The 21,782-nt window shown below is 51.1% G+C and carries 20 protein-coding genes; 17 read left to right on the forward strand and 3 right to left on the reverse strand.

Annotated elements, in window-relative coordinates; translation table 11 throughout:
* Window positions 1-17: 17 nt before the first annotated feature.
* From aph(2'')-IIa to BLA28_RS30525, 3 genes are all read right to left on the reverse strand, one after another.
* Window positions 18-917 carry an aminoglycoside O-phosphotransferase APH(2'')-IIa gene (aph(2'')-IIa, locus tag BLA28_RS30510; protein WP_010708503.1) on the reverse strand — a complete coding sequence of 300 codons (900 nt, stop codon included), beginning with the start codon at window positions 915-917 and terminating at the stop codon, window positions 18-20.
* 68 nt (window positions 918-985) lie between these two features.
* Window positions 986-1,264, reverse strand: coding sequence for a hypothetical protein (locus tag BLA28_RS30515; RefSeq protein ID WP_010708504.1), 279 nt, complete (start codon window positions 1,262-1,264; stop codon window positions 986-988).
* Between the two features lie 383 nt (window positions 1,265-1,647).
* A complete protein-coding gene (locus tag BLA28_RS30525) occupies window positions 1,648-3,375 on the reverse strand; it encodes a recombinase family protein (RefSeq protein WP_330393310.1) in 1,728 nt (575 codons plus the stop codon).
* Window positions 3,376-3,609: 234 nt separating this feature from the next.
* Between BLA28_RS30525 and BLA28_RS30530 the strand changes: the two genes are divergently transcribed.
* From BLA28_RS30530 to BLA28_RS30600, 17 genes are all read left to right on the forward strand, one after another.
* A complete protein-coding gene (locus BLA28_RS30530) occupies window positions 3,610-4,593 on the forward strand; it encodes a DUF6017 domain-containing protein (RefSeq protein WP_008978068.1) in 984 nt (327 codons plus the stop codon).
* Window positions 4,594-4,624: 31 nt separating this feature from the next.
* On the forward strand, window positions 4,625-4,846 hold the full coding sequence (locus BLA28_RS30535; RefSeq protein WP_002569164.1) for a DUF5348 domain-containing protein: 222 nt from the start codon (window positions 4,625-4,627) through the stop codon (window positions 4,844-4,846).
* 41 nt (window positions 4,847-4,887) lie between these two features.
* Entirely contained in the window at window positions 4,888-5,364 is a 477-nt protein-coding gene (locus BLA28_RS30540) for a PcfB family protein (RefSeq protein ID WP_002569165.1), read from the forward strand.
* On the forward strand, window positions 5,361-7,169 hold the full coding sequence (locus BLA28_RS30545; RefSeq protein WP_016289916.1) for a VirD4-like conjugal transfer protein, CD1115 family: 1,809 nt from the start codon (window positions 5,361-5,363) through the stop codon (window positions 7,167-7,169). The genes BLA28_RS30540 and BLA28_RS30545 overlap by 4 nt, the downstream gene beginning before the upstream one ends.
* Complete coding sequence (locus BLA28_RS33910) at window positions 7,156-7,326, forward strand: hypothetical protein (protein WP_002569167.1); 171 nt, start codon at window positions 7,156-7,158, stop codon at window positions 7,324-7,326. The genes BLA28_RS30545 and BLA28_RS33910 overlap by 14 nt, the downstream gene beginning before the upstream one ends.
* A gap of 96 nt (window positions 7,327-7,422) precedes the next feature.
* Entirely contained in the window at window positions 7,423-7,683 is a 261-nt protein-coding gene (locus BLA28_RS33915) for a hypothetical protein (protein ID WP_169897321.1), read from the forward strand.
* A gap of 54 nt (window positions 7,684-7,737) precedes the next feature.
* Entirely contained in the window at window positions 7,738-7,953 is a 216-nt protein-coding gene (locus BLA28_RS30550) for a Maff2 family mobile element protein (protein WP_002569168.1), read from the forward strand.
* A gap of 19 nt (window positions 7,954-7,972) precedes the next feature.
* On the forward strand, window positions 7,973-8,842 hold the full coding sequence (locus tag BLA28_RS30555) for a VirB6/TrbL-like conjugal transfer protein, CD1112 family (RefSeq protein ID WP_016289915.1): 870 nt from the start codon (window positions 7,973-7,975) through the stop codon (window positions 8,840-8,842).
* 177 nt (window positions 8,843-9,019) lie between these two features.
* Complete coding sequence (locus tag BLA28_RS30560) at window positions 9,020-9,421, forward strand: PrgI family protein (RefSeq protein WP_067539664.1); 402 nt, start codon at window positions 9,020-9,022, stop codon at window positions 9,419-9,421.
* Window positions 9,372-11,810: a VirB4-like conjugal transfer ATPase, CD1110 family gene (locus BLA28_RS30565; protein WP_067539662.1), complete on the forward strand. Its 2,439-nt coding sequence runs from the start codon at window positions 9,372-9,374 to the stop codon at window positions 11,808-11,810. Before BLA28_RS30560 ends, BLA28_RS30565 begins: the two co-directional genes overlap by 50 nt.
* Window positions 11,807-12,766 (forward strand): DNA-methyltransferase, encoded by a 960-nt coding sequence (locus tag BLA28_RS30570; RefSeq protein WP_008978036.1) that lies wholly within the window; start codon window positions 11,807-11,809, stop codon window positions 12,764-12,766. Before BLA28_RS30565 ends, BLA28_RS30570 begins: the two co-directional genes overlap by 4 nt.
* Before the next feature lie 35 nt (window positions 12,767-12,801).
* Window positions 12,802-14,871, forward strand: coding sequence for a C40 family peptidase (locus BLA28_RS30575; RefSeq protein WP_002569174.1), 2,070 nt, complete (start codon window positions 12,802-12,804; stop codon window positions 14,869-14,871).
* 38 nt (window positions 14,872-14,909) lie between these two features.
* Window positions 14,910-15,188, forward strand: a complete 279-nt coding sequence (locus tag BLA28_RS30580) for a DUF4315 family protein (RefSeq protein ID WP_002569175.1) — start codon at window positions 14,910-14,912, stop codon at window positions 15,186-15,188.
* On the forward strand, window positions 15,181-15,882 hold the full coding sequence (locus BLA28_RS30585) for a DUF4366 domain-containing protein (protein WP_002585094.1): 702 nt from the start codon (window positions 15,181-15,183) through the stop codon (window positions 15,880-15,882). Before BLA28_RS30580 ends, BLA28_RS30585 begins: the two co-directional genes overlap by 8 nt.
* A complete protein-coding gene (locus tag BLA28_RS30590) occupies window positions 15,879-16,067 on the forward strand; it encodes a hypothetical protein (RefSeq protein WP_002569177.1) in 189 nt (62 codons plus the stop codon). The genes BLA28_RS30585 and BLA28_RS30590 overlap by 4 nt, the downstream gene beginning before the upstream one ends.
* Before the next feature lie 15 nt (window positions 16,068-16,082).
* On the forward strand, window positions 16,083-18,173 hold the full coding sequence (locus BLA28_RS30595; RefSeq protein WP_008978034.1) for a DNA topoisomerase 3: 2,091 nt from the start codon (window positions 16,083-16,085) through the stop codon (window positions 18,171-18,173).
* Between the two features lie 240 nt (window positions 18,174-18,413).
* Window positions 18,414-21,782 (forward strand): antirestriction protein ArdA, encoded by a 3,369-nt coding sequence (locus BLA28_RS30600; RefSeq protein WP_008978033.1) that lies wholly within the window; start codon window positions 18,414-18,416, stop codon window positions 21,780-21,782.

Genomic DNA, 21,782 nt, shown 5'->3' on the forward strand with positions numbered 1-21,782 from the left:
CACATCATCTTTTCCTGCTAAAATATAAACATCTCTGCTTGTGTTTGTAGCAATTCAGAAACACCCTTAATCAACATTTCCCTATCTTTTCTTTCATAACCATAAATGATTTGGTCTATCGACCAATATACATCATTAAGCTCTGCTTTTCTTTCTGCTACTTCCGGCGCCTTATGCTGATAGTATTTTAATACCTTCCTGCCAAATTCTTTCCCGAAATCATCTGTACTACAATCCAGCAAGCACAAAAAATCATTATCCGGGTCACCTACATTAAAATCGCCAAAATCAATAACTCCAAACAGTCTATTATTTCTAAAAATCATGTTATTTGCACTGAAATCATTATGTACCAAACAAGGGGTATATTTAAATAAAACAGCATTGCTTAATATGTTTTCATATATTGTTTCGATATGTTCCAACATCTCATCAGTTAACAGCTGCTCCTTTTCCAGAATACTTATAAGTAATTTTTTATCTTGCAAAAACTTATCTTTCTTATTCACCAGAGCATCTGAAAACAAACTGACAGAACAATCAATCTCTATGGAATGTAACTCTTTCAAAAACGTCGCTTCATCATATGCAAGGGCATCCTTTTCCTTTTCACTCAACTTATGATACTGCTCATAAGTAATACGTTCCCCTTTAATATATTTCATAATATTAAATCGGTCACTTTGATACACTACCGCAGGGATTTGATAAGATAGCTTACAGTTTTCTAAAAAACGATACAATTCAAGCTCTCGTTTCTGAGAAATTCTAACAGAATCTCGTTTAGGAACTTTCACAACATATTGTTCATTACACAAAAAAGTATCACTATCATCGCCGGACGATAAATAACGGAGTTCATTTATTTTTATCTGTTTATTTAAGTGCTCATATATCTCAGCGTCCAAGTTAACCATTTTAGTCTCCTTTACACATACCTTCAGTAGAGAGAATTATATCATTGAACATACATTTTTTCAACGATTTACCTTTGCATATTATACTGTGCCATTTGCCTTCTTTTTTGTTCTCTGTATTTATCATCCAGTTTTCTCGGCTTACGATAACTAACGCATGATTTAGGCATGGAATAGGTCTTATCAATATCTGTTTCGCCTACCAGCTTATAAACCTCTGGGAATGCGATAACTAATGCGTCAAGTTTTCTCATAACTGCCTTATCTCGGGTATAAACAACTGCTGTCTGCTCCCCTGCATTAAAATTGATGACCGTTTCCTGCTCATACTTGGATAAACTGCCCATTAAACCACTCCTTTCTCTCTGACTCGTACTTTTGGCGGGCAAATAATAAAGCCTGCCGTAGGCAGGCGGATAGGATGGGATAGGATAAGATAGAGATGGTATATCTCTTTTTTATCTTTTTATTTTATTCTTTTCTTTGGTTCTTTCTTTTCTGCTTTTCTTTTTCTCTTTTTTCTCTAGGAAGAGGAAGAGAAGGAAGGGGAAGGGAAGGTTGCACTGACAAGACCATCAAAAAAGACATCCACTACAAACATGTTCCACTGTTCGTTTTGAATGCCTTTTTATTCTGATTTTGCTCGTTAAATATCGTAGCAAAACCATTCCTTATTATTCACTTGATAATTTCCTAGTCTGCCATTTTCACAATCGCAAATTCACGATAATTATTGCCCTACTGCCTTTGCTTTCTCCGCTTCTATTTCTGCCCACGCTTTCCTCGCTTCTTCTCTTTTTCGTGCCATATATTTGCGGTTACTTGCTCGCTTTTTCTCCAGTTTTTCCTGCCTTTTGGCTTCTGCCAGCTTCTCTTCTTCCGTCAGCTCCACAACCACTTCAGGAACTACAAATCTACCGATATAATTCAAATAAATATCTACATCCTGCGTTCTGTTTGCACCACTTCCGACCGCCTTATATACCATGATTTTATCAACAAATTCATTCAGCATGGCTGGTGTCAGTTCCTCGAATGTCGTATGCTTTTTTACAAGCTCCATGAACACATCCACATCCGTTTTCTTTGCACTCATACCCTCTAATTCAGCATTATCTCTGTCAATATCCGCTTCTAATGTTTCAAGCTCCGATTCATAATCACTAAGCATGGCATTGAAGCGTTTATCATTCAATTTACCGCTGATATTGTCCTCATACAACTTCTTAATCAGACGATTGACTTCACTCACTCGTTTCTGCTTTTTAGCAAGCCTTTTCTCCAGTCTGACTGATAACTCTCCCTGCTGTTCTTCGGAAATACTACATACCTTTTCCCTAAACTCTGCTTCATTCTCCACTGCATAATCACAAGTTCTTTTTATGGTTTCCAACACAAGCGTTTCCAGCGCCTTTGTAGTAACGGAATGACTGCAACACAATTTTTCATAACGCTGTCTGCCTCTTATATTGTTGGAGCAATCGTACCTATCTTCGGGTGCATGATATATCATCTCCCCTGCCTTAAAATAATTCTTTTTCCATATTCCCTGCGCATTTCTGTGATGATACATTTTTGCTCCACAATCTGCACAAAACACTTTACCGGTAAGAGGATTATTCTCATCAAATACACCTTTTCTTCTTGGAGTATCTACCAGCTTCTGCACTGTTTCCCATGTATGCTTGTCGATAATCGGTTCTTGGGTATCTTCAAAGATAATCCATTCGGATGAGTCTACTTTAGTAGGTCGCTTATCCTTGTACGACTCCTTTTTTGTTCTAAAATTAACAGTACATCCAGTGTATTCCATTCTTGTTAATATGGTCTTAACAGTGCCACCTCTCCACATATACGGATGTTCCATATCAAATGACTTTATATTAACTCCCCTGCCACGAATACCCAAATAATATTCGGGTCTTTCCACCTTATCCTCTGCCAGTTCCCTTGCAATCTGATAGGGTCCTTTCCCATTCAGACACATATTAAATATCCTACGAACAACCTCGGCAGCTTCTTCATCAATTACCCATTTATCGGGGTTATCTGCACTCTTTTTATATCCATAGCAACAGCGGTTGGTTGTATGTGCTTTCCCACTCATACCTCTTGCTTTTAACACCGTTGTTATCTTCCGACTGGTATCACGCACATACCACTCGTTCATAATGTTCAAGAATGGGGCAAATTCTGCACTCTCCCTGCGCTCGCTGTCAACACCATTGGAAATCGCTATAAAATGCACTCCCTTTTCCCGAAACATGACTTCTGTGTAAAATCCTACTTGCAAATAATCTCTACCGATACGGCTCATGTCCTTTACAATGACTGTTCCCACCTTTCCAGCTTCAATATCTGCAAGCATTCTCTTCCAGTCGGGTCTGTCAAAAGCTGACGTTAGATAACGATACTTTTGAAAACACTGGAAAATCAAGGTTTTTCGAGCGACGGACAAGCAGGGTATTGTACTAAAAACTGAATACGACGCAGAAGCGGCGTTTCTTACTCTCTACATGGGAGAACAGGAACGCCGCTTTTTTCATGCCCTTTGTTACGCAGTAGGGGCAGAAAAAGCCTTGCTACAAGCGGTTTTGCGGGTGTGTATCTGGCGCGGCAAGGGATTTATACCTTATTCCCCGAAACCGCGCTTCTACTGCGTAACAAATCCAAAGCAAAGGAGCTATGAACTATGGCAGTTTTCAGAGTGGAACGGAACAAGGGCTACACCGTAATGAGCAACCACCACCTACGCAACAAGGAGCTTTCCCTAAAGGCAAAGGGGCTGTTGTCGCAAATGCTGTCACTCCCCGAAGATTGGGACTACACCTTGAAAGGCTTATCCCTTATCAACCGGGAGAAGATAGACGCTATCCGCGAAGCCATTAAGGAGCTTGAACGCGCCGGGTATATCGTCCGTTCAAGGGAGCGCGACGAGAAAGGACGCTTGCGGGGCGCGGACTATGTGATATTCGAGCAGCCGCAGCCGCCTACGCCGGATTTACCAACATTGGAAAATCCAACATTGGATAATCCAACACAGGAAAAACCAACATTGGAAAAACCTACGTTGGAAAATCCAACGCAATTAAATAAAGATATACAAAGAACTGACTTACCAAAAAAAGAAAAAATAATTACTGATGAACAAAGTACCCATTCCATTCCTATCCTTTCCCCTAACCCCTCTCCTTGCAGAGAAGCGGCTACGCCGCCGGAACGGAAAGGAACGGAAGCGACAGCACAGAGCGCAGTTGATATATACCGGGAAATCATCAAGGACAATATCGACTACGACATTCTCAAACAGGACATGAAGTTTGACAGTGACAGGCTTGACGAGATTGTAGACCTCATGCTTGAAACCGTATGCACCGCCAGAAAGCGGGTACGGATTGCGGGGGACGACTACCCGGCAGAGCTTGTGAAATCTAAGTTTATGAAACTGGACGGCGAGCATATCCGCTTTGTGCTTGACTGTATGCGGGAGAACACAACGAAAATCCGCAACATCAAGCAATATCTGAAAGCAGCCCTTTTCAACGCCCCGTCCACTATCGGCAATTATTACACTTCCCTTGTCGCCCATGACATGGCAAGCGGCGCACTGTCACCGAAAAAGCCGCAGTACGGCGACCCGGACTATTATTCATGCAACGAGGGCGAAAGCCTGTAACCACCCACAACCACAAAAGGAGGATTTTATTATGGCACAGAAAATGACAGGAGCATTGGTATTTGACGAGCGCACCGACCGTTACGACATCCGCTTTGACTTAAACAGCTACTACGGGGGCTTGCATTGCGGCGAGTGCTTTGACGTATTCGTGCGGGGCAAGTGGAAGCCGACCCGGATTGAGTACGGCGACAACTGGTATCTTGTGGGTATCAGAGCCGAGGACTTGAACGGGCTGCGGGTGCGTATCTGACCGCCGCCCCATAAAGAAACGCGAAAGGAGGACGCGACAAATTGCAGGACGAAGTAAACGAAAAGACCATAGCCCTTTACATCAAGACCGGGAAGCTGACCGCGCAGACGCTCCAAAAGGCAATGAAAGCCATACTGTCAAAGGGCAAAAAGCAGCTTGCAAAACCGCCACAGGGCAAGCAGAGCTTAAAGCAGCTTATGAAGCAGAACGCGGGCGTTTCCAACATTGAGATTACCGAGGGCAATATCAAAGCCTTTGAGAGTACGGCGAAAAAGTACGGTATCGACTTTGCGCTGAAAAAGGACGCGACGGAAAGCCCGCCCCGCTATCTGGTTTTCTTCAAGGGGCGGGACGCGGACGTGCTGACCGCCGCCTTTAAGGAATTTTCCGCAAAAAAGCTGACACAGGAGAAAAAGCCCTCAATCCGAAAGCTGCTCTCTACCCTCAAAGAAGCTGCACAGGGCAAGAACGCGGAACGGGCAAAGGTCAAGAACAAAGACAGGGAGGTATCGCTATGAAGCCGGAAATCAAGAAGCTGCTTATCTTAAATCTCCCGTATCTGCTCTTTGTCTGGCTCTTTGATAAAGTGGGCGCGGCTGTCCGGCTCTCCCCCGGCGCGGACGCGAGCGCAAAGCTGCTACATCTTGGGGACGGTTTTACCGCCGCCTTTTCCAGTATCGCGCCGAGCTTCCACCCGGCAGACTTAGCTTTAGGCATTGCGGGGGCGGTCATTGTCCGGCTGATTATCTACACCAAAGGCAAGAACGCGAAGAAATACCGCCGCGGGACAGAATACGGTTCGGCGCGTTGGGGCGGGGCTGACGACATAAAGCCGTACACCGACCCGGTATTTGAGAACAATATCCCCCTAACGCAGACGGAACGGCTTACCATGAACAGCCGCCCGAAGCAGCCGAAATACGCAAGAAACAAAAATATCCTTGTAATCGGCGGTTCCGGCAGCGGCAAGACCCGGTTCTTTGTGAAACCGTCGCTCATGCAATGTACGTCAAAGGATTTTCCAACGTCGTATATCGTCACTGACCCGAAAGGAACACTGATTTTGGAAACCGGGAAAATGTTACAGCGGTACAAATACCGTATCAAAGTGCTAAATACGATTAACTTCAAAAAATCCATGAAATACAATCCCTTTGCCTATCTGCGGAGCGAAAAGGACATTTTGAAGTTAGTCAATACCATTATCGCCAACACCAAAGGCGACGGGGAAAAATCCGGCGAGGATTTCTGGGTGAAAGCGGAAAAGCTCTACTACACCGCGCTAATCGGCTATATCTGGTATGAAGCCCCGGAGGACGAGAAGAACTTCACGACGCTGCTTGAAATGATAAATGCGTCGGAAGCCCGCGAGGACGACGAGGACTTCCAGAACCCGGTTGACCTCATGTTTGAACGTCTGGAAGAAAAAGACCCGGAGCATTTTGCAGTCAAGCAGTACAAAAAATACAAACTTGCGGCGGGCAAGACCGCAAAAAGCATACTTATCTCATGCGGCGCGAGGTTAGCCCCATTCGACATTAAGGAGCTGCGGGAGCTTATGGAAACCGACGAAATGGAGCTTGACACCATAGGCGACAGAAAGACAGCCCTTTTCGTGATTATCAGCGACACCGACGACACCTTTAACTTTGTCGTGAGTATTCTCTACACACAGTTATTCAACCTTTTATGCGACAAAGCAGATGATGAATATGGCGGGCGGCTTCCCGTCCATGTTAGGTGCTTACTTGATGAATTTGCGAATATCGGGCAGATACCAAAGTTTGAAAAGCTCATTGCAACGATACGGAGCCGGGAAATCTCCGCGTCAATCATCTTGCAGAGCCAGTCACAGCTAAAGGCAATCTACAAGGACAACGCCGATACCATAGTCGGCAACTGCGACACCACGCTTTTCTTGGGCGGCAAGGAGAAAACCACCCTCAAAGAAATATCGGAGATTTTAGGCAAGGAAACGATAGACAGCTTCAACACTTCCGAAACCAGAGGGCGGGAGCTTTCGCATGGGCTGAACTATCAGAAATTGGGAAAGCAGCTTATGACGGAAGATGAAATCGCAGTCATGGACGGAGGGAAATGTATCTTGCAGCTACGCGGGGTGCGCCCGTTCTTTTCGGACAAATTCGACATAACGAAACACCCGAAATACAAGTACCTATCCGACGCAGACCCGAAGAACGCCTTTGACATGGAAAAGCACCTTAAACGCCGCCCCGCCATTGTCAAGCCCGACGAGGTTTTTGACTATTACGAGATTGACGCAGCAGACTTACAGGAGGACGCAGACCATGAGGAAACGTAGCGCAGAGGAAAAACAAAAGCAGCTTGAACGGTTTTTAATGAATGTTGCGGAAGCCGCCGACGCTGCATTATGGGAGTATTGGCGGGAAAAGGAAGCGGAACACCGCCGTTTTGCAACGGAGTATGTCACGCGCCGGGGGCTTATCCCGCAACAGTGACAGCATGGCAGACCGCCGGGGGACAGGGGAAGCTACACTTCCCCTACGCTGCCTTGCGGCAGCTACCCCTTTGTGAACTTGCGGGAAGCGAACACCTTGCTACGCAAGCTATTCACTTCCCGCAAGTCTGAAAAAAACGTCCGGCAGCACAGCGGGACACAGAAAGGAGCGATTGAAGCAATCACATCTATCCATACCGGCTACATGATACGCGCCCCCACTTTCCGGCGCAGTACACAGCGGCAGGAGCCGCACCCCTTACAACTGAATACCGCCGCGCCGCAGGACTTACGCAGCGCGGGGACAGCCGCCTTTACCAGAGGGCGGTTTTTTTATGCGGCGGCGACCATACGCTGACCGCCTTTTGTCCGCTTGCCGGACAGCCGCAGACGCGGCAGAAAGGATATATTTATGGCATTTTTCAATAGCGCAGTAGACGTTTTGCAGACCCTTGTTGTAGCACTTGGAGCCGGGCTTGGTATCTGGGGCGTGATTAACCTCATGGAAGGCTACGGCAACGACAATCCGGGCGCGAAAAGCCAGGGCATGAAGCAGCTTATGGCGGGCGGCGGCGTTGCCCTTATCGGCATGACCCTTGTACCGCTGCTTTCCGGCTTGTTCGGTTAAGAAGCGCGGGTAAAGGCTTATGCAGAGCATACTTGACGCGATTAACGAATGGATAAAGGAAATCCTCATAGGAGCCATAAACGGTAATCTGTCAACTATGTTCGGGGACGTAAACGAGAAAGTCGGCACTATCGCCGCAGAGGTAGGGCAGACCCCGCAAGGGTGGAACGCAAATATATTCTCCATGATACAGACGCTTAGTGAGAATGTAATCGTACCCATTGCGGGGCTTGTCATTACCTACGTCCTATGCTATGAGCTTATCAGCATGGTAACGGAAAAGAACAATATGCACGACGTTGACACTTCCATGTTCTTCAAGTGGGTGTTCAAGGCGTTTGTGGCAGTCTACCTTGTGACGCACACCTTTGACATCACTATGGCGGTGTTCGATATGGCGCAGCACGTTGTTTCCGGCGCGGCGGGGGTAATCGGCGGCAGCACAGAGATTGATGTTGCCGCCGCCCTTGCTTCCATGCAAAGCGGGCTTGACGCTATGGAAATCCCCGAACTGCTCTTACTTGTCATGGAAACAAGCCTTGTGAGCTTGTGCATGAAAATCATGTCCGTACTGATAACCGTTATCCTCTACGGCAGAATGATAGAAATTTACCTTTACTGTTCGGTATCGCCTATCCCGTTCGCAACAATGACTAATCGGGAATGGGGACAGATAGGGAACAACTACCTAAAATCCCTGTTCGCGCTTGGCTTTCAAGGCTTCCTCATAATGATATGCGTCGGCATTTACGCGGTTTTGGTGAACAACATGATAATAGCGGACAACCTGCACAGCGCGATTTTTTCCCTTGCAGCCTATACCGTTATCCTCTGTTTCTCCCTGTTCAAATCCGGCGCACTGGCGAAGTCGATTTTCTCCGCGCATTAGCGGCGTGTCAAGGGTAGGGTGGAGATTTTCAGAGCAAAGCGGCGAAAATACTACCCGACCTTGACGCGGGAAAACCCCATAGAATAGGGACGGGCAAAGGGCAGAAATTGACCTTTGCCTTGATTACCCCTATGGGAACTTACAGCAGCAAAAAACCCAGAGAAAGGAGGTTTCCACTTGGCGTATGTACCCGTACCCAAAGACTTATCCAAAGTCAAGACAAAAGTAGCTTTCAACCTTACCAAACGGCAGATTGTATGTTTTGCGGTAGCTCTCCTGTTAGGGCTTCCGCTTTTCTTTCTGCTCAAAGACAGCACAGGCACAAGCCTTGCGTCTATGGCTATGATTGCCGTCATGCTGCCCTGTTTCCTGTTCGCCATGTATGAAAAGCATGGACAGCCCCTTGAAGTGGTGGTGAAGAACATCATACGGACGAAATTCATAGCCCCCAAAGAACGACCATACAGGACAGACAACTTTTATTCCGTCTTAGAACGGCAGAGAAAACTTGAAAAGGAGGTATCAGCGATTGCAAAAGGAAACACGAAGAAACAGCGCGGCGGGAAGCGCAAAGCCTAACCCGCCCCGCAAGCTCACCCGCGCCGAGAAAAAGCAGATTGCGGAAATCATCAGACAGGCAAAGGGCGACGGGAAAGCCCACACCGCACAGCAGACAATCCCCTATATCCAGATGTACCCGGACGGTATCTGCAAGGTTACGGGACGGAAATACTCAAAGACCGTCGCCTTTGAAGATATTAACTATCAGCTTGCACAGGCAGACGACAAGACCGCCATTTTTGAGAACTGGTGCGACTTCCTCAACTACTTTGACGCTTCCGTTTCGGTGCAGCTCTCTTTCATCAATCAGGGGACGCAGCGGGGCGAAGCGGAAAAGGCGGTCAATATCCCGGCACAGGAGGACGCTTTCAACTCTATCCGCACAGAATACCGGAATATGCTGAAAAACCAGCTTGCAAAGGGAAACAACGGGCTTGTCAAAGCAAAATATATCACCTTTGCCATTGAAGCCGACAGTCTGGGCGCGGCGAAATCCCGCCTTGCCCGTATCGAAACGGACGTACTCAACAACTTTAAGCTCTTGGGCGTGTCTGCCCGCCCCATGACAGGCTATGAACGCCTTAAAATGCTGCATGGCATTTTCCACCCGGAGGGCGGGCAGTTTGCCTTTGATTTTTCATGGCTTGCCCCGTCCGGGCTTTCCACAAAGGACTTTATCGCCCCATCCTCTTTCCGTTTTGGCGAGGGGCGTTATTTCCGCATGGGGCGCAAAATCGGCGCGGTTTCATTCCTTGAAATCCTTGCGCCGGAATTAAACGACCGTATCTTATCGGATATTCTGGACTTGGAAACGGGCGTTATCGTCAATCTGCATATCCACAGTATCGACCAGACCGAAGCCATAAAGACAATCAAGCGGAAAATCACCGACCTTGACAAAATGAAAATCGAGGAACAGAAAAAAGCGGTACGCAGCGGCTACGACATGGATATAATCCCGTCCGACCTTGCCACGTTCGGCAGCGAAGCGAAGAACCTCTTACAGGACTTGCAGAGCCGGAATGAAAGAATGTTCCTCTTGACGTTCCTTGTGGTGAACATGGCGGACACGAAGCGGAAACTGGAAAATGACGTATTCGCGGCGGCGGGCATTGCACAGAAGAACAACTGCGCCTTGACCCGCCTTGACTACCAACAGGAAGCGGGGCTTATGTCCTCTGTACCGCTTGGGGAGAACCTTATCCCCATTCAAAGAGGGCTTACCACGTCAAGCACCGCTATCTTTATCCCCTTTATCACACAGGAGCTTTTCCAGACGGGCGCGGCTTTGTACTACGGCTTAAACGCCCTGTCTAACAACATGATACTCTGCGACCGCAAGCAGCTAAAGAACCCCAACGGCTTAATCTTGGGTACGCCGGGAAGCGGGAAATCCTTTGCCGCCAAACGGGAAATGACAAACGCTTTCCTCATTACCGACGACGACATAATTATCTGCGACCCGGAAGCAGAGTATTTTTCCCTTGTGCAGCGGCTTGACGGGCAAGTGATACGGTTATCGCCTACGGGCAAGGGCATTGACGGGAAGCCCCAGTATGTGAACCCTATGGATATTAACCTCAACTATTCCGAGGACGACAGCCCCCTTGCGCTGAAATCCGACTTTATCCTCTCCCTCTGCGAGCTTGTAATCGGCGGCAAGGAGGGCTTGCAGCCCGTCGATAAGACCGTCATTGACCGCGCCGTTAGGAACGTGTACCGCCCTTTCCTTGCAGACCCCGACCCGGAGAAAATGCCTATCTTGGGCGACCTCTACGACGAGCTTTTGAAGCAGCCGGAGCCGGAAGCGGCGCGTATCGCGGCGGCATTGGAGCTTTACGTTTCCGGCAGCTTGAACGTCTTTAACCACCGTACCAACGTGGAACTTTCTAACCGCCTTGTCTGCTTTGACATCAAGCAGCTTGGGAAGCAGCTCAAAAAGTTAGGTATGCTCATTGTGCAGGACCAGGTATGGAACCGCGTCACCGTCAACCGGGCAGAAAGGAAATCCACCCGGTATTTTATGGACGAATTTCATCTTCTCTTGAAAGAGGAACAGACCGCCGCCTATTCCGTTGAAATCTGGAAGCGTTTCAGAAAATGGGGCGGCATACCCACAGCCATTACGCAGAACGTCAAGGATTTGCTTGCTTCCCGCGAAGTGGAGAATATCTTTGAAAACTCTGATTTTGTCCTCATGCTCAATCAGGCGGCGGGCGACCGGGCTATCCTTGCAAAGCAGCTCAACATCTCCCCGCAGCAGATGAAGTATGTCACCCACACCGAAGCGGGCGAGGGGCTTATCTTCTACGGGAACGTGGTGCTGCCCTTTGTAGACCGCTTCCCGAAAGACACCGAGCTTTACCGGGTAATGACGACGAAGCCGGAGGAAGTGGGCGAAGCATGACAAAATTAAGGACAGACACCATTATCAACCGGGACGCGCTCTATGCCTTGCGGGAGCTTCCAGAGGAAAGCGTACACTGTTGCGTCACAAGCCCGCCCTACTATGCGCTTAGGGATTACGGGCTTGATATGCAGATTGGGCGGGAGGACACGCCGGAGCAGTACATTGACAGGCTGACCGAGGTTTTCCGCGAACTGCGCCGGGTACTGCGTTCTGACGGTACGCTCTGGCTGAATATCGCGGACACCTACTGCGGCACAGGAAATAAAGGCTACCATGCAGACCCGAAGAACCCGAAAGGGAGAAACGGACAGCAGATTGCAAGAAACAACCGCGTTTCCGGCTGCAAACAAAAGGACTTAATCGGTATTCCCTGGCTTTTAGCTTTTGCCCTACGCGCTGACGGGTGGTATTTAAGGAGCGACATTATCTGGCAGAAAGAAAACCCCATGCCGGAGAGCGTGAAAGACCGCCCTACCCGCTGCTATGAACATATCTTTCTGCTTACGAAGTCAAAGAAGTATTTTTATGACGCAGCCGCCATAGCCGAGCCGTTAGCCCCCACAACGGCGGCGCGGTACCGCACCGGGCGCAGCGCGGGACAGAAATATGCGGACGAAGTACCCGGACAGGGGAACGTACAGGGGCTTAACCGGGCGCGAAGCGGCAGCTACTACGACGAAGCCCTCATGCCGACCATGCGGAACAGGCGGGACGTGTGGCTTATCAATACCGTTCCCTACAAGGGCGGGCATTTCGCCGCGTTCCCGCCAAAACTTGCCGAAACCTGTATCAAGGCGGGCTGTCCGAAAGGCGGCGTTGTGCTTGACCCCTTTTTCGGCAGCGGCACGACGGGGGCAGCCGCAAAGCAGCTTGACAGGCATTATATAGGCATTGAGATAAACGCCGAGTATTGCGCCCTTGCAAGGGCGCGGATTGGAGGGACAGACACATAAAACAATATAAGGCGCGTGAAAAAGTCACGCAGAAAATGACCCGCGAGGGGGCTGTCGAGGTAAACGCCGCTACCGGGAAAAAGAAACGTATCAGCAAGCGGATAAGGGACGCGGACTTTGCAAAGACCGAAGCCCCACCGCAGCCGGAACAGGCAGCGCAGCCCCTACCGGGCGGCGCAACTTCCCCGCCCTTAACCGACACGCCGCCGCTTCCCCATGCGCCGGGGGCAGAACGGGAACAGGACACCGCAGCAGCCGAGCGCGTCTTGGAACGTATCGACGGGGCGCGTACCAGAAAGGCGAGCAAAAAGGCGGCGAGGAAAGCACAGGCAGAAGCCACAGCAAAAGAAAAATCTTCCCGCTTGCAGTTTACCGACGAGGAACGGGCAACGCCGGAGCTTGAAAGGTATATCCGAAAATCGGACAAAGCAGCCGACCGTCTGGACGCGGCAAAGGCGGCTATCCCCAAAGAAAAGAAACTTGTACGGGAGCGCACCTTTGATGAAGCCACCGGGAAAGGCAAGACCCGCCTACATTTTGAGGAACAGGAAAAGCCCATAGGAAAGAATAAGCCCCACAATAACCCGCTATCCCGCCCCGCACAGGAAGCGGGTATTTTCGTCCACAACAAGATACATTCCGTTGAAAAGGACAATTCCGGCGTTGAGGGGGCGCACAAATCCGAAGAACTGGCAGAGCGCGGCGCAAAGTACGGGGCGCGGAAAGTCAAGGAGGGCTACCACAGCCACAAGCTCAAACCCTACCGGGCGGCGGCAAAGGCAGAGAAAGCGGCGTTCAAGGCGAATGTGGATTTCCAGTACCATAAAGCCCTGCATGACAATCCGCAGATTGCGGGCAATCCCCTTTCCCGCTTCATGCAGAAGCAGCAAATCAAGCGGCAGTATGCAAAGTCGGCAAGGAAAGGCGGCGCAAAAACGGCGCAGAAAGCCGCAGAGAACACCCGCAAGGCGGCAAAAAAGACCGCCGAGGAAACAAAAAAGGCAATCGCTTTTGTAGGGCGGCACCCGGCGGGCGTATGTATCGCCGTTGCCGCGCTGCTCTTATTCATCATGGTATCGGCGGGGCTTTCCTCTTGCGGTTCCATGTTCTCCGGCTTGATGAACGGCATACTTGGGACTTCCTACACGTCGGAGGACAGCGACCTTGTGGCGACGGAGAACAATTACGCCGCAAAGGAAAACGAGCTTCAGCAGCAGATTGACAATATCGAAAGCACCCACCCCGGCTATGACGAATACCGCTATGACCTTGACAGTATCGGGCATAACCCCCATGAGTTAGCGTCCTACCTCACCGCCCTTTTGCAGACCTACACCCCGCAGAGCGCACAGGCAGAGCTAAATCGCGTCTTTGCCATGCAGTACACTTTGACGCTGACAGAAGAAACGGAAATCCGCTACCGCACAGAAACAAGCACAGACCCGGAAACAGGGGAAACGACCACCGAGGAAGTACCCTACGAGTACCATATCCTCAACGTGAAGCTGACGAACAAGCCCATTTCCGAGATTGCGGAGGAACTTCTAACGCCACAGCAGCTTGAAATGTACCGCGTCTATCTGGAAACAAGCGGAAACAAACCGCTGATTTTCGGCGGCGGCTCCCCCGATATGGGCGCGTCCGAGGATTTAAGCGGCGTACAGCTTGTAAACGGCACACGCCCCGGCAACACCGCCGTTGTAGACCTTGCGAAGCGGCAAGTCGGCAACGTGGGCGGGCGACCCTTTTGGAGCTGGTACGGATTTAACAGCCGCGTGGAATGGTGCGCCTGTTTCGTTTCATGGTGCTACAATCAAGCCGGAAAGAGCGAGCCGCGCTTTGCCGGGTGCCAGTCACAGGGCGTACCCTGGTTCCAGTCACGCGGGCAATGGGGCGCGAGGGGCTATGAGAATATCGCCCCCGGCGACGCTATCTTTTTCGACTGGGACGGGGACGGGAGCGCAGACCATGTGGGGCTTGTTATCGGAACGGACGGGGAGCGCGTCTATACCGTCGAGGGCAATTCCGGCGACGCCTGCAAGATAAAGAGCTACCCCGTCAATTACTCCTGTATCAAGGGCTACGGCTTAATGAATTGGAACTGACAACAAAAAAATGAAAATCTGAAAGGAGAAATTTATTGATGGCTATGAACAAAATTGAACGTATCGACAAAGAGATTGCAAAGACCCGCGAGAAAATCACCGAGTACCAGAACAGATTAAGGGGGCTTGAAGCGCAGAAAACCGAAGCGGAAAACCTGCAAATCGTACAGCTTGTGCGCTCCATGCGCCTTTCCCCGCATGAGCTTTCCGCTATGCTTTCCGGGGGCGGTATTCCGGGTATGGAAGCCGCGCCGGGCTACCCCGCAGAACCCGCAGACCATGACACCGAAGAAATGGAGGACACCGAGAATGAATAAGAAAATCCTTAGAACCTTGACCGCACTTTGCGCCGCCCTTGTACTTATGGGCGGCTTTTCCGTCACCGCTTTTGCACAGACCCCGGAGGGAGAGGACGACACCAACGACAGCGGCGTTGTCTACGAGGAACCCCAAAAGGAAGAACCCCTTACCCCGGACGGGAACGCGACCCTTGTAGACGATTTCGGCGGCAACAAGCAGCTTATCACCGTAACGACCAAAAACGGCAATTACTTTTATATCCTCATTGACCGGGACGACGAGGGCGAGGACACCGTACATTTCCTTAATCAAGTGGACGAAGCCGACCTCTTAGCACTTATGGAGGACGGAAGCACCGAAGCAGCCCCGCCCGCCGTTTGCAGTTGCACCGATAAATGCGAAGCCGGAAAGGTAAATGTGAGCTGCCCTGTCTGCAAGGACAACATGACCGCTTGCAGCGGCAAGGAAGCGGAGCCGGAAACCGAGAAACCAACAGAGCAGCCCAAAGAGAAAGGCAATACAGGCGGGCTTGTGCTTTTCCTTGTCGTGGCACTTCTTGGCGGCGGGGGCGCGTTCTATTATTTTAAGTTTATGAAGCCAAAGCAGAACGTCAAGGGCGACACCGACCTTGAAGATTTCGATTTTGACGATTACGACGAGGACGAGGGGGACGGGCTTTCTGATGAAGAACAGGAGGACGAGGAAGCATGACGCTTTTCACCGAAAACCCTTTAGAAAAAATGATGGTACAAAGACCCACCGGGCGGCGTGACAGTGCGCCGCCCGTTCCAAAATCCCCGGCGTGTATGCGTTGCCCTTATAAGGCGCAATCCCCCTGTATCGGCTATTGTCTGAAACAGGCACAGGAGAAGAAGCACACCGCGCCGGAACGCTGAAAGGAGGATTTTTTCATGGCATTTAGACTTGTGATTGCAGAAAAGCCGAGCATGGCGCAGACTATCGCCGCCGCGCTTGGCATTAAGGGGAAACAGGACGGGTATATCGAGGGCGGCGGCTACCTCATTTCATGGTGCGTCGGGCATTTGGTACAGCTTGCGGAAGCTGCCGCCTACGGGGAGCAATATAAAAAATGGAGTTTTGACAGCTTACCCATTCTGCCGGAGGAATGGCAGTACGCCGTTGACCCGGACAAGGGGAAGCAATTCAAAACCATTAAAGAGCTTATGCACCGCGCCGACGTTTCCGAAGTGGTAAATGCGTGTGACGCGGGGCGCGAGGGTGAATTGATTTTCCGCTTTGTCTACGAAGTGGCGGGCTGCAAGAAGCCCATGCGCCGCTTGTGGATTTCTTCAATGGAGGACGGGGCGATTAAGGCGGGCTTTGCTTCCCTCAAAGACGGGCGGGACTATGGCGCGCTCTTTGCGTCCGCCCTCTGCCGCGCAAAGGCTGACTGGCTTATCGGCATTAACGCCACCCGGCTTTTCTCCTGCCTGTATGGAAAGACCTTGAACGTGGGGCGCGTCCAGACCCCGACCTTAAAAATGCTCACCGACCGGGACGCGGCTATCTCCCATTTCCAGAAAGAAAAATATTATCATGTTCGCCTTGATTTATCCGGCGCGGACGCGGCAAGCGAAAGGATTTCGGACAAGGCAGAAGCCGACGCGCTGAAAGGGGCTTGCGAAGCGGGAAAGGCGGTATGCGTTTCCCTTACCAGAGAGAAGAAAACCGCAGCCCCGCCAAAGCTCTTTGACCTTACCTCTTTGCAGCGGGAAACGAACCGCATTTTCGGTTACACCGCAAAGCAGACCCTTGACCTTGCACAATCCCTTTATGAAAAGCGGCTCCTTACTTATCCGAGGACGGACAGCAGCTTTCTTACTGACGACATGGGCGGCACCGCAGCGGACATTATCGCGCTGCTTTGCGAAAAGCTCCCCTTTATGGCGGGCGCGGACTTCACGCCGGAGATTGCAAAGGTATTAGACAGCAAGAAAGTATCAGACCACCACGCAATCATTCCCACTATGGAGCTTGCAAAGGCTGACCCGGACGCGCTGCCGGAAAGCGAGAAGAATATCCTTACCCTTGCGGGGGCGCGTCTGCTTTTTGCCACCGCCGAGCCGCATATTTATGAAGCGGTTACGGCGGTTTTCTCATGCGCCGGGACAGACTTCACCGCAAGGGGAAAGACCGTACTTGCGGAGGGTTGGAAAGAGCTTGAACGCAGATACCGGGCGACGCTGAAAGATAAGCCCGAAGCAGAGGACGGGGAAAATGAGGGCGTGACGCTGCCGGAGCTTTCCGAGGGACAGAACTTTCCTAACCCCGCCGCAAAAGTAACGGAGCATACCACAACGCCGCCGAAGCCCCACAGCGAAGCGTCGCTTCTCTCTGCTATGGAGCGAGCCGGGAACGGGGACACCGACCCGGACGCGGAACGCCGGGGGCTTGGCACTCCCGCCACCCGCGCCGCCGTCATTGAAAAACTGGTAAAGGGCGGCTTTGCAGAGCGCAAGGGGAAGCAGCTTATCCCCACGCAGAACGGAGCCGCCCTTATATCAGTCTTGCCGGATATGCTCACTTCCCCGCAGCTTACCGCAGAATGGGAAAACAATCTGACGCAGATAGCAAAGGGAGCCGCAGACCCCGGCGAATTTCTGTCCGGCATTGAAGCTATGGCGCGGGAGCTTGTGCAGACACACGCCGCAGCACTGGACGGGAAAAAGGATTTGTTCCGGGAGGAAAAGCCCTCTGTCGGCAAATGCCCCCGTTGCGGTTCCCCCGTCCATGAGGGGAAGAAAAACTATTATTGCAGCAACAAAGAATGTGCCTTTGTCATGTGGAAGAATGACCGCTTTTTCGAGGAACGCAAGACCGCTTTTTCCGCGAAGATTGCCGCCGCGCTCCTTAAATCCGGCAAAGTGAATGTGAAGAAGCTCTATTCCCCGAAAACAGGCAAGACCTATGACGGAACTATCGTTCTGGCTGACACTGGCGGGAAATACGTCAACTACCGTATCGAAGTACAGAAGAACTAAAAACTTGAATAGCAAGCATAGGAAGCGGGTACCCACTTCCGTAAATCCCCGTTGCGACGCTGACGCGCCGGACGGGGATTTTGCTTGTTGGGAAGTTTCCCAAACCCTCTTTTGCGGAGGGCTTCACCCTCTAAAAATTTTTGAGAAATCTTTGGCAGAAATGCGGGCGTACCCGTAGTAGACCATGCAGCCCAAAAATGCAGCTTGTGACGCTGCCCCAAAGAAAGGAGGTTTTTCACTATGGCAAGTTTACGGGACACCGTAAAGGACTATCAAGACGAGCTTAGGGACGGTATCGCATGGGTGGCGTTCTGGAAACAGGGGCGTTCATGGAACGCGGAATATTTTCATCTTGATATGGACGACACCCTCTACCCGGAGGACAGGAGCCGGTTAGAGGAAATCAAAAGCACCGACCCCGCCGCCGTTATCCTAAACGGCTATTACTGCGGGCATTTAGGCGAGGACATGAGCCTTGACGAGCTGACCGCCGGAGTGCGCTACCACTACGAAAACAGCATGAACGACATTGACGGTTTTATCGGGGCGCATGACGACAGGCTTCCCCCGGAGGTTATCGAGGAAGCGAGGGCAGCCGCCCATGAAGCGGGGCTTCCCTTTTCCGAAAAGCCCTACCGGGACGGAGAGGATTTTAACCCCTATGTATTTGACGGGAGCATGAGCATTGAGGATTTTGAGCTTATGCACCGCATGATTGAAAAAGAAAGGAGCGAACAAATGGCAGAACCGATTTTAAGCGGCTATCTTTCCAATCTTGGGAAGTACACCGAGGGCAGACCCGCGGGCGAATGGGTGACGTTCCCCACGACTGCCGAACATCTGAAAGAAGTCTTTGACCGTATCGGGATTGACTTCAAGCATTACGAGGAATGGCATTTCACAGAATTTCAATCCCCTATCCCCGGCTTGGCGGAACATTTAAGCGAGTATTCCCACCCCGACGAGCTGAACTATTTAGGGAAGCTCTTGGAAATGCAGTTTGACGACGACCGGGAGAAATTCATTGCAGCCATTGAATACGGCGACCATGCCGACAGCTTACAGGACATCATCAACCTTGCACAAAACCTTGACTGCTACTGGATTTATCCGTCCGTCCACAATGAAGAAGAATACGGGCGTTATCTGGTTGATGAACTGGAAGAACCCGAACTGCCCGAAGAAGCGAAAAAGTATTTCATGTATGAGGAATACGGGCGCGACGCTTCCATTAACGACGACGGTATGTTTACCGAAAAGGGCTATATCTACAACAACCGCAACACCTTTACAGAATGGTACGACGGGCGCGACGTTCCACAGGAATACCGGGTAACGCCGCAGCCCCCGCAGCGGTCACGCCCCGACCCGGAAAAAGCAGATTTTGACGCAGCCGCGCCGGGGCAGAGAACCGCGCAGACCGCAGAGCAGCCACAGGAGCCGCGCCCGGTTATCCCTATCGTGCTGACGAGCGAGAAGCCCGCCGAGAAATTAAAAGAGATTACCGACCGTCTGGAACAGGGTATTGCGGAACTCTTTGACAGCGAGCGTTACAAGGAATATCTGAAAGTCATGTCAAAATTCCATAATTACAGCTTCCGAAACACCGTCCTTATCGCCATGCAGAAGCCGGACGCTTCCCTTGTGGCGGGCTTTTCCGCTTGGAAGAATAACTTTGAGCGAAACGTGATGAAAGGGCAAAAGGGAATTAAAATCATTGCCCCGTCGCCCTATAAAATCAAACAGGAAATGCAGAAAATCGACCCGCACACACAGAAGCCCATAATCGGCAAGGATGGAAAGCCCGTCACCGAGGAAAAGGAAGTCACCATACCCGCCTACAAGGTGGTATCCGTCTTTGACGTTTCCCAGACCGAGGGAAAGGAGCTGCCGGATATTGCCGTTGACGAGCTGACGGGCGACGTTGACCGCTACAAGGATTTTTTCGCAGCCCTTGAAAAGACTTCCCCCGTTCCTATCGCCTTTGAGAATATCGAGGGCGGCTCTCATGGCTACTACCACTTGGAGGACAAGCGCATTGCTATCAACGAGGGCATGAGCGAATTACAGACCTTAAAGACCGCCATTCACGAAATCGCCCATGCGAAGCTGCACGACATTGACCTCAACGCGCCAAAGGACGAGCAGCAGCCCCACGTTGACCGCCGCACCCGCGAAGTCGAAGCGGAAAGCGTCGCCTATACTGTCTGCCAACATTACGGGCTTGACACGTCGGACTACTCTTTCGGCTATGTCGCCGGGTGGAGCAGCGGGCGGGAGCTGTCCGAGCTGAAAAGCTCCCTTGAAACGATACGCAGCGCAGCCGCCGAGATTATCAATTCCATAGACGAAAATCTTGCGGAGCTGCAAAAGGCACAGGACAAGGAGCAGACCGCCGGACAGGAGCAGCCCACCAGAGAGGAAAAGGCAGCCCCGAAAGAACAGCCGCAGCCGGAAGCCCCGGCAAAGGCAGATACAGCCGGGAAAGAGAAGCCGGAAGCAGCCGCACCGGGAAAATCCGGCGCACAGGAAAAGGCGGGCGCAGCCCCGAAAGAAGCCTTTACCCCGGAAACGATTTACAAGATGCGCCGGAACCCTTACGGCGACAGCCCGGAAAACAGCCACCTCTTGCAAGCCTATGTGACACAGGAGAACGGGCGGGCGAAAATGGGCGACGTGCTTTATACGGGAACGCCGGAGAAATGCCGCGAGCTTATGGGGCAGCTCAAAAGCGGCGGGCTGACCGAGGGCGACGTAAAGCAGCTTTACGCAAAGGCACAGGAAACGGCGCAGACCGCCGGACAGGACAAAGACACCTTTTCCATTTACCAGATAAAAGGCGGGGACGAAACAAGGGATTTCCGCTTTGAGCCATACGACCGCCTGCAGGCGGCGGGAAATGTGGTTGACAGGGCGAACTATGAGCTTGTCTATTCCGCGCCCCTTGCGCCGGAAACTTCCCTTGAAGATATTTACACCCGTTTCAATATCGACCACCCCAAAGATTTTAAGGGACACAGCCTTTCCGTTTCGGACGTGGTAGTGCTTCATCAGGACGGACAGGACGCGGCGCATTTCGTTGACAGTGTAGGTTTCCGGGAAGTGCCGGAGTTTTTACAGGAGCAGAAGCAGCTTACCCCGGACGACTTGGAAACGGGCGAAACTGTCAAAACACCGAGAGGGACTTTCCATGTAACCGCTATGAGCCGGGAGCAGATAGAAGCCGCCGGATATGGCTTTCACCACCAGTCGGACGACGGAAAGTATCTGATTATGGGGAATGGGACGCGGGCGTTTGCCGTTGCCGCAGAACAGGCGCAGCGGGACAATCCCTTGAAAACCGCCGAGCAGACCATAGAGCAGAACGGAAACATGATTGACGGTATCATCAACAACACCCCCACCGTTGACGAACTGGAAGCAAAGGTAAAGGCGGGCGAGCAGATTTCCCTTGTTGACCTGGCTAACGCTGTCAAAGCCGACAAGGAGCGCGGCAAGGGAGCGAAGCCGGAAAAAAAGCCCTCTATCCGGGCGCAGCTTAGAGCCGACAAGGAAAAGGCGCAGAAGAAAAACGCAAAGCAGAAGTCACAGGACTTGGAAAGGAGCTGA

Origin of the sequence: Eisenbergiella tayi (assembly GCF_001881565.1) — a bacterium.
Classification (GTDB): Bacteria; Bacillota; Clostridia; order Lachnospirales; family Lachnospiraceae; genus Eisenbergiella; species Eisenbergiella tayi.

What these genes read in the sequence shown, in the direction of transcription:
- BLA28_RS30515 (WP_010708504.1), bottom strand. Translation starts at nt 1,264, where the DNA reads ATGGGCAGTTTATCCAAGTATGAGCAGGAAACGGTCATCAATTTTAAT.
- BLA28_RS30530 (WP_008978068.1), top strand. Translation starts at nt 3,610, where the DNA reads ATGGCAGTTTTCAGAGTGGAACGGAACAAGGGCTACACCGTAATGAGC.
- BLA28_RS30535 (WP_002569164.1), top strand. Translation starts at nt 4,625, where the DNA reads ATGGCACAGAAAATGACAGGAGCATTGGTATTTGACGAGCGCACCGAC.
- BLA28_RS30545 (WP_016289916.1), top strand. Translation starts at nt 5,361, where the DNA reads ATGAAGCCGGAAATCAAGAAGCTGCTTATCTTAAATCTCCCGTATCTG.
- BLA28_RS33910 (WP_002569167.1), top strand. Translation starts at nt 7,156, where the DNA reads ATGAGGAAACGTAGCGCAGAGGAAAAACAAAAGCAGCTTGAACGGTTT.
- BLA28_RS30550 (WP_002569168.1), top strand. Translation starts at nt 7,738, where the DNA reads ATGGCATTTTTCAATAGCGCAGTAGACGTTTTGCAGACCCTTGTTGTA.
- BLA28_RS30555 (WP_016289915.1), top strand. Translation starts at nt 7,973, where the DNA reads ATGCAGAGCATACTTGACGCGATTAACGAATGGATAAAGGAAATCCTC.
- BLA28_RS30570 (WP_008978036.1), top strand. Translation starts at nt 11,807, where the DNA reads ATGACAAAATTAAGGACAGACACCATTATCAACCGGGACGCGCTCTAT.
- BLA28_RS30575 (WP_002569174.1), top strand. Translation starts at nt 12,802, where the DNA reads ATGACCCGCGAGGGGGCTGTCGAGGTAAACGCCGCTACCGGGAAAAAG.
- BLA28_RS30580 (WP_002569175.1), top strand. Translation starts at nt 14,910, where the DNA reads ATGGCTATGAACAAAATTGAACGTATCGACAAAGAGATTGCAAAGACC.
- BLA28_RS30585 (WP_002585094.1), top strand. Translation starts at nt 15,181, where the DNA reads ATGAATAAGAAAATCCTTAGAACCTTGACCGCACTTTGCGCCGCCCTT.
- BLA28_RS30590 (WP_002569177.1), top strand. Translation starts at nt 15,879, where the DNA reads ATGACGCTTTTCACCGAAAACCCTTTAGAAAAAATGATGGTACAAAGA.
- BLA28_RS30595 (WP_008978034.1), top strand. Translation starts at nt 16,083, where the DNA reads ATGGCATTTAGACTTGTGATTGCAGAAAAGCCGAGCATGGCGCAGACT.
- BLA28_RS30600 (WP_008978033.1), top strand. Translation starts at nt 18,414, where the DNA reads ATGGCAAGTTTACGGGACACCGTAAAGGACTATCAAGACGAGCTTAGG.